This is a genomic window from Thermoanaerobaculum aquaticum, from assembly GCF_000687145.1.
Lineage (GTDB): Bacteria > Acidobacteriota > Thermoanaerobaculia > Thermoanaerobaculales > Thermoanaerobaculaceae > Thermoanaerobaculum > Thermoanaerobaculum aquaticum.
Genome location: NZ_JMFG01000002.1, coordinates 34178 through 47010, shown reverse-complemented (window position 1 = coordinate 47010; position 12833 = coordinate 34178). Strand labels below are relative to the sequence as shown.

General features: G+C 63.9%; 12 protein-coding genes. 11 read left to right on the top strand and 1 reads right to left on the bottom strand.

Going from position 1 to position 12833, the window contains the following annotated elements; translation table 11 throughout:
* Positions 1-58 precede the first annotated feature (58 nt).
* Genes pdxS through EG19_RS00420 form a run of 3 tightly spaced genes read left to right on the top strand, consistent with a single transcriptional unit; the run spans position 59 to position 2283 of the window.
* A complete protein-coding gene (gene pdxS / locus EG19_RS00430) occupies positions 59-946 on the top strand; it encodes a pyridoxal 5'-phosphate synthase lyase subunit PdxS (protein WP_038046222.1) in 888 nt (295 codons plus the stop codon).
* Complete coding sequence (gene pdxT / locus EG19_RS00425; RefSeq protein ID WP_038046220.1) at positions 947-1528, top strand: pyridoxal 5'-phosphate synthase glutaminase subunit PdxT; 582 nt, start codon at positions 947-949, stop codon at positions 1526-1528. It begins immediately after the preceding gene.
* Complete coding sequence (locus EG19_RS00420; RefSeq protein ID WP_038046218.1) at positions 1525-2283, top strand: enoyl-CoA hydratase/isomerase family protein; 759 nt, start codon at positions 1525-1527, stop codon at positions 2281-2283. Before pdxT ends, EG19_RS00420 begins: the two co-directional genes overlap by 4 nt.
* Here EG19_RS00420 and EG19_RS00415 read toward each other — a convergent pair.
* Positions 2280-3047, bottom strand: coding sequence for a 3',5'-cyclic-nucleotide phosphodiesterase (locus EG19_RS00415; protein ID WP_038046215.1), 768 nt, complete (start codon positions 3045-3047; stop codon positions 2280-2282). The two genes, EG19_RS00420 and EG19_RS00415, sit on opposite strands and share 4 nt — an antisense overlap.
* 39 nt (positions 3048-3086) lie before the next feature.
* Here EG19_RS00415 and EG19_RS00410 point away from each other — a divergent pair, with 39 nt between their 5' ends.
* The 8 genes from EG19_RS00410 (at position 3087) to EG19_RS00375 (ending at position 12832) form a co-directional block, all read left to right on the top strand.
* Positions 3087-3743, top strand: a complete 657-nt coding sequence (locus EG19_RS00410; protein ID WP_053334697.1) for a lipoate--protein ligase family protein — start codon at positions 3087-3089, stop codon at positions 3741-3743.
* A gap of 14 nt (positions 3744-3757) precedes the next feature.
* Complete coding sequence (locus EG19_RS13300) at positions 3758-5131, top strand: N-acetylmuramoyl-L-alanine amidase (protein WP_152543826.1); 1374 nt, start codon at positions 3758-3760, stop codon at positions 5129-5131.
* Positions 5128-5652: a GerMN domain-containing protein gene (locus EG19_RS00400; RefSeq protein WP_081799788.1), complete on the top strand. Its 525-nt coding sequence runs from the start codon at positions 5128-5130 to the stop codon at positions 5650-5652. The genes EG19_RS13300 and EG19_RS00400 overlap by 4 nt, the downstream gene beginning before the upstream one ends.
* The gene (murI, locus tag EG19_RS00395) at positions 5649-6497 is read left to right on the top strand and encodes a glutamate racemase (protein WP_053334696.1); all 849 of its coding nucleotides are present in this window, start codon (positions 5649-5651) and stop codon (positions 6495-6497) included. Before EG19_RS00400 ends, murI begins: the two co-directional genes overlap by 4 nt.
* Positions 6487-7239, top strand: coding sequence for a ribonuclease PH (rph, locus tag EG19_RS00390; protein WP_038046468.1), 753 nt, complete (start codon positions 6487-6489; stop codon positions 7237-7239). The genes murI and rph overlap by 11 nt, the downstream gene beginning before the upstream one ends.
* A gap of 72 nt (positions 7240-7311) precedes the next feature.
* Positions 7312-8331, top strand: coding sequence for a patatin-like phospholipase family protein (locus tag EG19_RS00385; RefSeq protein ID WP_038046211.1), 1020 nt, complete (start codon positions 7312-7314; stop codon positions 8329-8331).
* Positions 8332-8820: 489 nt separating this feature from the next.
* Complete coding sequence (locus EG19_RS12120) at positions 8821-11967, top strand: site-specific DNA-methyltransferase (protein WP_081799787.1); 3147 nt, start codon at positions 8821-8823, stop codon at positions 11965-11967.
* Positions 11954-12832 (top strand): nucleotidyltransferase domain-containing protein, encoded by an 879-nt coding sequence (locus EG19_RS00375; protein ID WP_038046209.1) that lies wholly within the window; start codon positions 11954-11956, stop codon positions 12830-12832. The genes EG19_RS12120 and EG19_RS00375 overlap by 14 nt, the downstream gene beginning before the upstream one ends.
* Position 12833: the final 1 nt, after the last annotated feature.

Here is a 12833-nt window from a genome sequence, read left to right as displayed (position 1 = left end):
CTTTGACCGCACGTAAAGTTGCCTTGCAAGGCGGCAAAGCTGCCGCAGGAGGTGGGTTATGAACTTCACCTCACCGGAGTTTCGGGTGAAGGTGGGCCTGGCGGAAATGCTCAAAGGCGGGGTGATCATGGACGTCACCGACGCCTCCCAGGCCCGGATTGCGGAAGACGCAGGGGCGGTGGCGGTGATGGCCCTGGAGCGGGTCCCCGCCGATATCCGCGCCGAGGGCGGCGTGGCGCGCATGGCTTCCATTGAGAAGATCGAGGAGATCATGCAAGCGGTGTCCATCCCGGTGATGGCCAAGTGCCGCATTGGCCACGCTGCCGAAGCCCGCATCCTGGAAGCCCTGCAGGTGGATTTCATTGACGAATCCGAGGTGTTGACCCCGGCGGACGAGGAAAACCACATTTGGAAGCACGACTTCAGGGTCCCCTTTGTGTGCGGGTGTCGCAACTTGGGGGAGGCGTTACGGCGCATTGCCGAAGGGGCCGCCATGATCCGCACCAAGGGGGAGGCGGGCTCCGGCAACATCGTGGAAGCGGTGCGCCACCTGCGGGCGGTGCAGCGGGAAATCCGCCGCCTGACCACCCTCACCCCGGAGGAGCTGGTGGCTGCCTCCAAGGAGCTGCAGGCGCCCCTGGAGCTGGTGCAGTGGGTGGCGCAAAACGGCAAGCTGCCGGTGCCCAACTTTGCCGCCGGCGGCGTGGCCACCCCCGCCGATGCGGCGCTGTGCATGATGCTGGGGGCGGAGTCGGTGTTCGTGGGTTCGGGGATCTTCAAGTCCGAAGACCCCGCCCGCCGGGCCGCTGCCATCGTCAAGGCCGTGGCCCAGTGGCAGGATCCGCAGGCGCTTTTGGAAGCCTCCCGCCATTTGGGGATGGGCATGCGGGGCCTGGACGTTTCTCGCCTCACCCCCGAGGAAATGCTTTCCCGTCGGGGGTGGTGAGTGGTTGGCATCCTCGCCCTCCAGGGGGACTTTGCCGCCCATCGCCAGGCTTTGGCGGAGCGCGGGGTTTCCACCCGGGAGGTACGAAAGCCCACCGATCTCCAAGGGCTTTCCGGCCTGGTTTTGCCCGGCGGGGAGTCCACCACCATGCTCAAGCTTATGGCCGAGTTTGGCCTTGAGACTCCCCTCAAACAGGCCATTGCCGGGGGGCTGCCGGTGCTGGCCACCTGCGCTGGGGTGATCCTCCTGGCCCGGGAGGTGCAAAACCCACCGCAACCGTCCCTGGGGTTGCTGGACGTGGCGGTGGTGCGCAACGCCTACGGCCGGCAGCTGGCCTCCACCGTTGCCGAGCTCACCGTTACAGCCCCCGAAGAGCTGCCCTCCCCAACCCTGGAGGGGGTCTTCATCCGCGCCCCCAAGCTGGTGCAAGTGGGGGAGGGGGTGAGGGTGCTGGCCAAACGCGGGGAGGACCCGGTGCTGGTGCGCCAGGGGGCTATCCTGGCGGCCACCTTCCATCCTGAGCTTTTGCCGAAAAACCCGGTTGTGGACCTCTTCCTGGAGCTTGCAAGGAGGCGCGGGTGAGCCAGTTGATCCATGTGGAGGACCAGGGTGGCGTCAGCGTTCTGACCATGGCCGCTGGCGCCAACGCTTTAGATGAAAACCTCATTGCCGCCATGCGCGCAGAGCTTGCGGCCCTCAAAGCGGCGGGGGCGCCGGCTTTGGTGCTGGCTTCCCAGCACCCCCGGGTTTTTTGCCCGGGGCTGGATTTGAAAAAGCTGGATGGAGCTGGCCGGGAGGTGCTGCGGTCGATGATGGAGGCGTTCCTTGCGCTGCTGCGGGAGCTGGTGAGCTACCCCGGGCCGGCCATTGCAGCGGTTTCCGGCCACGCCATTGCCGGTGGCTGCCTTCTGGCCATGGCCTGCGACCGCCGGGTCATGGCCCGCTCCGGTGCGCGCCTGGGGCTTTCCGAGGTGAACCTGGGCATCCCCGTACCGGCAGGGGCGGTGGCCATGCTTTTGGCCCTCTACCCCACCCGCTCGGTGGAGCAGCTGGTGCTGGAGGGGGACGGCTACGGCGGCGAGCGGGCGCTGGAGCTGGGGCTGGTGGAGCGGCTGGCAGAAGCCCCCGAGGTGCTTCCGGAAGCGGTGCGTTTGGCCCGCCACCTGGCGTCCCGTCCGCCTAGGGCCTTTCGCCTGGCCAAAAGCTACATGCGCGCCTCCCTGGCGGAAACCATGGCCCAGCGCGATGCCCAGGAGCTGGACGCCTTCCTGGACTGCTGGTTTGACCCGGATACCCAGGATCGGCTGGCGGTGCTGGTGGCGGAAATGTCCCGCTAAAAGCGGTAGGTCTTGCCCTGTTGCAGCTCTTCCACCGGGTGGGGGAAGGCGGTGGTGGCCAGCTCCCCCCGCAACTCCTCCAGGTGCCGGGGTTTCAGGTGGAAAAGGTACACCGGCACGTCCCTCTTGAGCTTGGCCAGCTCCTCGGCCAGGGTCGGGGGGGTCAGGTGAAGGGAAAGGTCGGCCACCCGTTGCAGGCGGGTGGGGAACGACACCTCCACGATCACCGCTTGCAGGTTGGGGCAGCGGTTGGCCCAGTCCCAGATTTCCTGCGTGGGACCGGTATCGGAGGTAAACAGAACCGCGCCACCGCCCCGTTCCTCCACCAAAAACCCGCAGGTGGGCACCGTGTGGTTCACGGGGATGGGGGTGAGCGTCAAGTGGTTCAGGGCAAAGGGCACCCGGGGCTTGATCTGCACCAGCTTTACCGCCGGCGAAAGCTGGGAGGGGATGCGGGTGAAGTCCGGCCACAGGTCGTTGTTGAAGAGGTGGCGCTTGACGGTTTCGTAAACCTCAGGGGTGAGCAGGATCTCCAGGGTTTTGCTGCCGTCGGCAAAGGCGTTTTCCACCAGAAAAGGGATGGAGGCCACGTGATCCAGGTGGGAGTGGGAAAGGGCAATGCGGGTGACCTTTTGCTGTTCCTCCAGGCTCAAGGCCTGGGTGAGGGAGCCGGCATCCAGGGCAAGCTCGCCGTCCACCAGAAAGGAGGTCATGCGGCAGGACGGGCTGGAGCCTCCGAAGCTCCCTAAGATCCGCCATTCCATGCGGGCATTATACGCTTCAAGCCTCTACACTTTTGGGCTATGGGCGAAGGGTGGGTGGTTTTGGGGAATCCTTCGGAGGAAATCGCCAGGCACGTGGCCTGGGACCTGCTGGCGCTGCCGGCGCCGCAGGTGCGGGCTTTGCCCGCAACGCAGGTGGCGGTGGTGCTTCCCCGCTCCCGGGAACCCCAGCGGGAGGTCTACCTCCAGGCCTGTGAGCGGGATCACGTGCCGGTGGTGCGGCGCCCCTCGGGCGGGGGAGCGGTGGTGCTTGGTCCCGGTGTGGTCACGGTTTCGGCCCTGGCACCCCTTTCCGGTCCCCGGAACACCGCACAGCTCTTCGTCCGCTTTTGCGGCCTTGTAAGCCGGGCCTTGCAGCGGCTGGGGGTGCCTCCCCTGGAGCTGCGCGGGGTTTCCGACCTTTGCCTGGGCGATCGCAAGCTGGTGGGCTCCTCCCCGCGCCTGCTCCTCAACAGCGTGCTGTTCCAAGCTTCGGTGCTGGTGGAGGCAGATCTTTCGCTTTTGGACCGCTACCTACCCTTTCCCTCCCGCGCCCCTGACTACCGCCAGGGCCGCCCCCACCGGGATTTCGTGACCACCCTGGCGCAGGTGGGCTTCCCCATCACGCCGGAAGCGGTGGCTACCGCCTTGGAGCACGAGTTCTGCGCCGCGCTTGCCAGCGACGGGGGAAGCGGGTAAGCTCACCACGGCCGATGAAGCGCTTACTGGTTTTGGGCTTAAGTTTGCTTTTGGGGAGCGGGATTGCGGCTTTCGCCGTGGAGGTGACCGCGGTTTCCGGCTCCAAGGTGGAGATCTTCAGCCGGGGCGATTTGGTGGACGTTCTTGCCCTGTTGCAGGTGGCCGGGGTGAAGGTGGGCTTTTCCGCCGCTTCCGGGAGCTACGTGGCCTCCACCGAAAGCCACGAGGTGCACTTTACCCCCGGTGGTTCCCTGGCGGTGGTGGATGGGGAGCTGGTGAGCCTCCCCGGACCCGTGCGCCAGCTGGAAAACCACGTGGTGGCCACGGTGGAAACCGCCGCCGCCATCCTCAAGCCCCTGGGCTTCCGTCTGGTGGGTAACGCCCGGGCATTGTCGCTCCTGGTGGCCGGACAGGTGCCGGTGCTGGAGGCCTCGGTGCTGGCCAGCGGCGAAGCGGCCACGCTTCTGCTTTCCGGGTTGCCGGAAAAACCGCGGGTGGTCCCGGAGGCTGACGGCTTTCGGGTGGTCTTTTCCCAGCCCGTGCAGCTTGCCTCGTCCCCATCGGGGGCGGGGGTTTTTTCCGGGGTGCAGGTGCAGGAAAAGGAGCTGCGCTTCTTTTTGGCTTCCCCCTGGCAGCTTGCCTCAAGCGAGCTTTTGGAAAACCCCCTGCGGCTTTCGGTGCGGGTGGTGCGCCAGGCGGCAACCCTGGCCAAGCCCCAGGCCCGCACCCAGCCCCTGGTGGTTTTGGACCCCGGGCACGGGGGTGAGGATGAGGGGGCCAAGGGCCAGGGGGGGCTTGTGGAGAAAAACCTCACCCTGGTCCTGAGCCGGCTGCTCGCCGCACAGCTGCAAAAGGCGGGTGTGGCGGTGCGCCTCACCCGGGAAGGGGACGAGGCCATGGCTTTGGCCGATCGGGTGGCCCTGGCCAACCGCCTGCAGGCCGACTGCTTCGTTTCCATTCATGCCAACGCCTCTCCGGCTCGCGGTGCCCGGGGGGCGGAAACCTACTTCATGAGCGCCGAAGCCACCGACGCCGAAGCGGCCCAGGCGGCGGCCCGGGAAAACGCTGCCGCCGGCGACGTGCAGCTCATCCTCTGGGAGCTGGCCCATGTGGCCAACATGGAAGCCTCTTCGCGGCTGGCTTTGGAGCTGCAAACCCGCCTCAACCAGCTTTCCGGCATTCGCGACCGCGGGGTCAAGCAAGCCCCCTTTGCGGTGCTCACCGGCACCACCATGCCGGCGGTTCTGGTGGAGGTGGGGTTTTTGTCCAACCCCGAGGAAGAGGTCCGGCTTTCCTCACCGGCGGAGCAGGAGCGGTTGGCGGCCACCCTGGCTGAGGGGATCCTGGCCTTCCTGCGCAGCCGGCCGGCGGCCACCCCCACCCCATGAAACGACTGGCGGCCCTGGCGTTGCTGGTAGGAATGGGGGCCTTCGCCTGCCGCCGCGCGGCTCCTCCCCCTCCAGAACCCGGCCCCGTCAAAACGCCTGCAAGCCAAACCACCTTTGTGGTTTTGGTCTTCCCCGGGGAGGACCTGCTGCTCCACCGGGAAACCCGGGAGCTCCCGGAACTCCCCACCGGCGTGGAAGCGCAGGCGCGGGTGATCCTCCAGGAGCTTTTGGCCGGACCCCGCACCGCGCTGGCGCCGGTGGCCTGGTGGCCGGCGGAGGTGCAGGAGGTCTTCCACGACGGCAAGGGCACGGTGTTCGTGAACCTCACCCCCCCACCGCCGGTGGCCACCGGCAGCGAAGCGGAGCTGGCCTTACAGGCCGCCATTGCCACCACCCTGGCTTTGAACATCAAAACCGTGCAGCGGGTGCAGTTGCTGTTTGGCGGGAAAGAGGTGGAAACCCTGGGGCATTTGGACTTTTCCCGCCCGCTGCCGCCCCGCTGGGATCTGGTGGCGCCATGACCCAGAAGCTTCCCATTGGGGTTTTTGACTCGGGGATTGGCGGGCTCACGGTGCTTTCCGAGCTCATCAGCCAGCTGCCCGGAGAAAGCTTCATTTACCTGGGCGACACCGCCCGTCTGCCTTACGGCACCAAATCCCCGGAAACCGTGACCCGCTACGCCCTCGGTGCGGCGCAGTTCCTCATGTCCCGAGGCATCAAGCTCTTGGTGGTGGCCTGCAACACCGCCTCGGCCACGGCGCTGCCGGCGCTGCGGCAAGCCCTGGCCATCCCGGTTTTGGGGGTGGTGGAGCCCGCCGCCCAGGCTGCAGCCCGTCTCGCGCGGCAGGTGGTGGGGATCATAGGCACCGAATCCACCGTGGCTTCCGGGGTTTACCAGAAGCTCCTTTCTGCCCTGCGGCCGGAGCTCAAGCTTTTGGCCCGGGCTTGCCCGCTCTTTGTCCCCCTGGCGGAAGAAGGCTGGTTTAACCACCCCATCACCCACCAGGTGGCCGAGGTTTACCTGCATCCGCTGCGGGAGGCGGGGGTGGACACGGTGGTTTTGGGGTGCACCCACTACCCGCTGCTGGCCCGCCCTATTGCCCAGGCGCTGGGGCCGGAGGTGGCGCTCATCAACGCCGGACGGGAGGTGGCCCGGCAGGCCGGTGAGCTGCTCCTGCGCGAGGGCTTGCTGGCCGGGCAAAGGCAGGGGGAGGTCACGCTTCTGGTCACCGACGCAGCCCCCCGGGTGCGGCGGCTGGCGGCGGCCATCATTCCCGCCGTGGCGGACCGCCTGGAGCTGGTGGATCTCACCGAAACGCACAAGGCAAGGAGGTCGCATGTGGGGAGCGCAAGTCTTGCGGGGTGACGGCCGCACCTTTGACCAGCCCCGCCCGCTGTCCTTGACGCTGGACTTTGTGAAGTACCCGGAAGGCTCGGTTTTGGTGCGCGCCGGGGACACCGTGGTGCTGTGTAACGTCACCGTGGAAGGACGGGTGCCGCCATTCTTGCGGGACACCGGCGAAGGGTGGCTTACCTCCGAGTACGCCATGCTCCCCCGGGCCACCGAAGAGCGCACCCCCAGAGACGTGGTGAAGGGCTCCCTTTCCGGCCGCTCGGCGGAAATTCAGCGGCTCATCGGCCGCTCCTTGCGGGCGGCGCTGGATTTGGGCCTTTTGGGGGAACGCACGCTGGTGGTGGACTGCGACGTGCTGCAGGCCGACGGCTCCACCCGCACCACCAGCATTACTGGCGCCTTTGTGGCGGTGGTTTTGGCCCTCTGCCGGCTGTGGGAGCAAAAGGCGTTACCCGGCTGGCCGGTGAAGGATCAGGTGGCGGCGGTTTCCTGCGGCCTGGTGCGCGGCCAGCCCATGCTGGACCTCACCTACGAAGAGGACTCCCAGGCCGATGTGGACCTGAACCTGGTGGGCACCGCCCGCGGTGGCATCGTGGAAATCCAGGGCACCGCCGAGCGGGAGCCCCTGCGCCGCAGCCAGCTGGACGCCCTCTTGGATTTGGCCGAGCAGGGCCTGCAAAAAGCCTTTGCCGCCCAGCGGGCGGTGCTCAACCCGCGCCTGGAAAAGCTCAAGCTCCCCCCTTTGGGCGCCTAGCCGTTCGCTCGAAAAGCCCCTTGCCTTGGGCACCGTCCCGTGGCATCGTGGTGCCAAAGCTGGAGGTGCACCATGAAGCGAGCCTTGGTTTTAGGGGGCGGCGGCGCCCGCGGGGCTTTTCAGGTGGGCATGCTGGAGGAGCTGGTCATCCGCAGGGGCCTGGACTTTCAGATCCTGCGGGGTGTTTCGGTGGGGGCGCTCAACGCCTCATTTTTGGCGCAGGCGGCCACCCAGGGGGACTCCCTGGCCAACCTCCAGGCCAAGGTGGCCGAGCTCAAAACGCTCTGGCTTTCCGCCATCGAGGGCAACCACTCGGTGTACGGCCACCGCGCTGGGGGCTTTGCGGCGCTGGCCGCCGGCGCCGATTCCCTGTACACCGTGGAGCCCTTGAAAAAGCTCGTCAAAACGCACCTGGACATCAAAGCCCTGCGAACCTCCGGCCGTGACTTTGCGGTGGGCACGGTTTCCCTGGTTTCCGGCCGCTACCAGGAGTGGACCCCGGCGGAAAAGGACTTCCTGCAAAAGCTCATCGCTTCTACCGCCATTCCTGTGGTTTTCCCCTACGTGGACACCGGGGACGACGTGCTGGTGGACGGCGGGGTGCGGGACATTACCCCTTTGGGCTCGGCTTTTGCCGCCGGTGCCGATGAAATTTACGTGCTGCTCACCTCCCGGGTCATCCCCGAAGCGGACGGCAGCCTCCCCCGGTCCACCGTCCCCGAGCACAGCTACCGCCAGTGGTCGGACAACTGGCTGGGCACCAGGGTGGGCGCCCTGGATGTGCTGAAGCGGGTGGTGGAAATCCTCACCGACGAAATTTACCTGGGCGACATCCGCGGCGCTTTGGAGTGGAACCGCATCGTAGCGGCGGCAGAAAAAGCGCTGGGTGGTCTGCGGGGCAGCCGCAAACAGGCCCTGGAGGAGGCGTTAGCGGCCATTGGCAAGCGCTCGGTGCCGGTGCATGTGCTGGCCCCCCGGGTCTGGTACGGCACCGACAACGCCTCCACCAACTTCGACCCCCAGCTCATCGCCCAGGCCGTCTCCCACGGCCGCGAAGTTGCCGCCAACCCTAACCTCTGGCTGGTGCGTTAGCTGTGGGCTTCAGCGCCCATCTGAAGCAGGGGTATCTTTGCAGCCTTCCCTCCGCGCCGCGGGCGGCTTAGCCCCCAAGTCCCAACGCTTGCCCAGCCGAAGCTCGATGTTCGCTTTCGTGGCGCCGCCGCTCGCGTGCCGGCTCACGAAGCAAAACGTAGGCTCTGGCCTTACGTCTTTCTGCTGAACCGCTGCGCGCAGGCGCTACGAGCTCCTGAACGCATTTCCTTTTCCCAGAAAACCGCGGCGCCCAACCCGGCTTTTCGTGGTTACAATGTGTTTCGTGCGTTCACAAAGCTTAAGTTCCGGCGGTCGGTTCCCGGGGTGCCAAAGGGGAAGGTGCGGCCGGCAAAAGAAACGCCTGTTCCTCCACGGGAACCGTTTGGGGCTGCAAGCGTTGCTGGAAGGCCAGCGGCAAGCGGCTCAAAACCTTTTGTTAGCGCCCTGTGGAAGGCGCCGCCCGTAGCTGAGCAAGGGGGAGGAGAGGGTATGGCACGAAAGAAGACGCCAAGTTCGCCCAGCAATTCCGTGGAGGATTTCCGCCACCAGGGGGCCCGCAGGAAGAACAACCCGCCAGCGGGTATGGCCCCAACCTTCGAGGTTCGCGAGAGGGAAACCACAAGGTACTCCTACGACCCTCACCTGGACCCACAGTTGGTGTGGGCTGGCAAAGCTGAACACACCTCCTTTGAGGTGGACGTGGTTTCCCTCCACATCCACGAACGCATTTCCACCAAGGCGATCCTTCGGGCGGTTCAAAGGCCGGAGCTCGTTCAGGCTGACCTCTTCGGTGAAACCCCGCTTAGTGCCGATCAGCAGGTGGAGTTTTACAAGCACGAGGTGGGCTGGGCCAACCGCCTCATCCTGGGCGACAGCCTCCTGGTCATGAACTCCCTTTTGGTTAAAGAGGGCATGGCCGGCAAGGTGCAGATGGTTTACATGGACCCCCCTTACGGGATCAAGTACGCCTCCAACTTTCAGCCCCGCATTGACCGTCGGGATGTCAAAGACGCCGACGAAGACCTCACCCACGAGCCGGAGCAAATCAAAGCCTACCGCGACACCTGGAAACTGGGCATTCACTCGTACCTCACCTACCTTCGCGACCGCTTGCTTTTAGCGCGCGAGCTGCTGGCCGAAAGCGGCTCTATTTTCGTGCAGATCAACGATGAAAACCTGCACTTGGTGCGCTGCCTTTTGGATGAAGTATTTGGCCGGGAGAACTTTGTCGCGGTGGTGGCGTTTGCGAAGACGGCTGGACAGACCGCACGGCTACTGCCCTCCGTAAGCGACTATCTTCTGTGGTACGCAAAAGATAGCAGCCTTGTGAAGTACCGCCGCATTTTTCTCCCGAAGAGCGCCCTCGGCGGGGGTGCTGAAGCATACCACTGGGTGGAACTTCCGGATGGAGTCAGGCGTCGTGGCGGCAGTTCCGAAAAGCACCTCGGACCTGCGGCGAGCGGGTGGAATGTTTTTCGCGCCGACAACCTGACCTCGCAAAGCGGCGGGCCCAGCACGAGGTTTCCTGTTGCGGTAGGAGAGCAAGTTTTCACGCCTGCGCCGGGTTATTGGAAAACGAATGCGGAGGGTTTGTTGAGGCTTGGCGCAGCAGAGCGCCTGGCACCAATCGGAAAGACTCTTTCCTACGTTCGCTATCTAGACGATTTTCCCGTTTTCTCGCTTGGGAACTCCTGGTGGGATACTGGAATTGCGGGGTTTGGTGAGCCCAAGATCTACGCTGTCCAAACCAACACCAAAGTCATCGAGCGCTGTATCCTAATGACCACCGACCCGGGCGATTTGGTGTTGGACCCCACCTGCGGCTCGGGCACCACCGCCTACTGCGCGGAAAAATGGGGGCGGCGCTGGATCACCTGCGATACCTCCCGGGTGGCCGTGGCCATCGCCCGTCAGCGGCTCATGACCGCAAAGTTCGACTACTACGAGCTGCTGGACCCTGAACGGGGGCCGGCGGGTGGTTTCAAGTACGAGACCGTGCCCCATATCACCTTAGAGAGCATCGCCAAGAACACCGAAATTGACGCCATTGCGGCCAAATACCAGCCGCAGATTGACCAGGCGCTGGCCGATCTCAACCGGGCGCTGGTAGGCGCCACCGGCCGGTCGCCCCTTCAGGAATGGGAGGTCCCCCGCGAGGTGCCGCATCCCCTTTGGCCGGAGGACGCCGCCTCCGCCTACGAATCGCTGTGGAATGCCAAGAAGAAGCTGCTTTTGCTTTCGGAAGAGGTTCGCGACGAGCTGCAAAGGGTGGCCCAAGCGCTGGGCACCACCTGGTCATCGCTATGCGACGTCCCCAACACCCCGCCCAAGGCAGGCTGGCCGCAGAGCGTGCGCCAGGCCTACCTCAAGCTGCAGGACCTGAAAAAACAGCTGCTGGAGGCTGAACCCCAGGTGCCGGAGTGGCTCCGCACCGTTTACACCCTCACCGGTCACCGGTGGGAAACGCTGTGCGAGGTGCCCGAGCCGGTGCCCGGTGAGGATTGGCCTCCGGAAGCAAGGGAAGCCTTACGCCGCTTTTGGGAGGCCAAGCGTGCCAAGCGCCGGGAAATTGACGAAAGTATCCAGCGCAACGCACCCCAAGAAACCCTTTACGACCGCCCCAAAGTGGTCCGGGGTCTTGTGCGCGTTTCCGGTCCCTTTACCGTGGAGGCCATCCCCGTTCCTGCGGTGGAAGACCCCACGCAAGCACCCATCCCGCAGTTTGAAGAGACCGCCGGGGCAGACCTGCGTGCCCTTCCCGATGAGGATTCGCACGCGCCGGTAGGTTCCGCCGTGGCTTGGCAGGAAGGTCGAGTTTCTGACCGCGCCGGCGATTACCTGACCACCATGCTCAACCTATTGAGCAAGCAAGGCGGCGTGCTTTTCCCGGGGGGCAAGAGGCTGGAGCTTGAAAACCTCCGCGCCCTTAACCTCGGCCTGCTCCACGCCGAGGGTGAAACCAAGCGGAACGGAACAACCCTGCGGGTGGCCATTTCCTTCGGGCCCCCCTACGGGCCGGTGATGGCGTTCCAAGTGCAAGAGGCCATTCCCACGGCCAAGATGAACGGCTACGCCATCCTTATCTTTGCGGGCTTCAGCTTTGACCCCGAGGCGCAGGCGCTGATCCAAAAGGCACCGGTGGCGGGTTTGGAAGTGCACTTCGCCAACATCGCGCCGGATGTGCTGGTTGGCGATTTGCTAAAGACCACCCGTGCGAGCCAAATTTTCACAGTCTTTGGCCAGCCCGATGTGGCGTGGAAACGGAATGACGACGGGACCTATGTCGTGGAACTGCGAGGCGTTGACATTTACAACCCGTTGACAGGGCAAACGGAGCACTCCCAAGGCAGCGAGGTGGCCGCTTGGTTTTTAGATACCGACTACGATGGCAAAACCTTCCACATCTGCCAGGCGTTCTTTCCCGGCGACCCCGATGCCTGGGACAAACTCCAGCGTGCCCTCAAAGCCCAAATTGACCGTGAGGTCTTCGAGCGTACGCGCGGCACGGTGTCGTTTCCTTTTGCACCCGCTGAGCACAAGCGCATCGCGGTGAAGGTGATTGATTTTCGAGGGAATGAGGTGGTGCGGGTGGTAACTTTGGGGTCTGAAGGAGGAATCAGCCATGCCGATTCCTGAATCGCAACTTGAAAGGTGGTCTCATCAAGGAGCAGTAACTACTGCAAGACAGACTCACGAGTCTATTCGTGAGGCGCTCTCTGCTTACCAGCTGTGGCCCCCAGGAATTGATTACGAAGTTTATCTCCAGGGGTCCTACAAGAACGCCACGAACATCCGCGGCGACAGCGATGTTGACGTTGTTGTGCAGCTAAAAAGCACATTTCTTAGCAACCTGAGCGAAAACCAGCAGCGGCTCTTTAGAATCACGCCCGCGACTTACGATTGGCAAACGTTCAAAAGCGATGTTCTGCATGCATTGCGGAACTATTTCAAAAGAGAAAAGGTAAGCGAAGGGCGTAAGTCAATAAAAGTGCAGACTTCCTATCTGCCCGCGGATGTTGTGGTTTGCTTGCAGTATCGAAAATATCCTCAGTACCCGAAGAATGCAGACGATTATCTGGAGGGTATCACCTTCTGCGTACTGGGTGAAGGTCGTTGGGTGATCAACTATCCTAAGCTGCATTACGATAACGGTGTCCAAAAGAATGCACCATCTCGCACCAATGGCTGGTACAAACCTACGGTTAGGCTTTTCAAAAACGCCCGCACCTATCTCGTTGAGAGGAAGGTTATCCCGTCTGACTTAGCGCCGTCCTATTTCCTGGAGTGTTTTCTCTACAATGTTCCTGACAGCAAGTACGGCTCAAGTTTTCGGGACACATTCTGTAACGTGGTTAAATGGCTTGTGACCGCAGACTTTGGCAGGTTCGTGTCTCAAAACGAGCAGCTTCCTCTTTTCGGCGATTCCCCCGAGCAGTGGTCAGAAGAAAAAGCATGTAGATTCGTAAAGGCGATGGTAGATCTTTGGAATAACTGGAGGTGAC

Bases quoted from the DNA above. Each gene is read 5' to 3' on its own strand.
- pdxS (WP_038046222.1), top strand. From the start codon at position 59: ATGAACTTCACCTCACCGGAGTTTCGGGTGAAGGTGGGCCTGGCGGAA.
- EG19_RS00415 (WP_038046215.1), bottom strand. From the start codon at position 3,047: ATGGAATGGCGGATCTTAGGGAGCTTCGGAGGCTCCAGCCCGTCCTGC.
- EG19_RS00410 (WP_053334697.1), top strand. From the start codon at position 3,087: ATGGGCGAAGGGTGGGTGGTTTTGGGGAATCCTTCGGAGGAAATCGCC.
- EG19_RS13300 (WP_152543826.1), top strand. From the start codon at position 3,758: ATGAAGCGCTTACTGGTTTTGGGCTTAAGTTTGCTTTTGGGGAGCGGG.
- EG19_RS00400 (WP_081799788.1), top strand. From the start codon at position 5,128: ATGAAACGACTGGCGGCCCTGGCGTTGCTGGTAGGAATGGGGGCCTTC.
- murI (WP_053334696.1), top strand. From the start codon at position 5,649: ATGACCCAGAAGCTTCCCATTGGGGTTTTTGACTCGGGGATTGGCGGG.
- EG19_RS00385 (WP_038046211.1), top strand. From the start codon at position 7,312: ATGAAGCGAGCCTTGGTTTTAGGGGGCGGCGGCGCCCGCGGGGCTTTT.
- EG19_RS12120 (WP_081799787.1), top strand. From the start codon at position 8,821: ATGGCACGAAAGAAGACGCCAAGTTCGCCCAGCAATTCCGTGGAGGAT.
- EG19_RS00375 (WP_038046209.1), top strand. From the start codon at position 11,954: ATGCCGATTCCTGAATCGCAACTTGAAAGGTGGTCTCATCAAGGAGCA.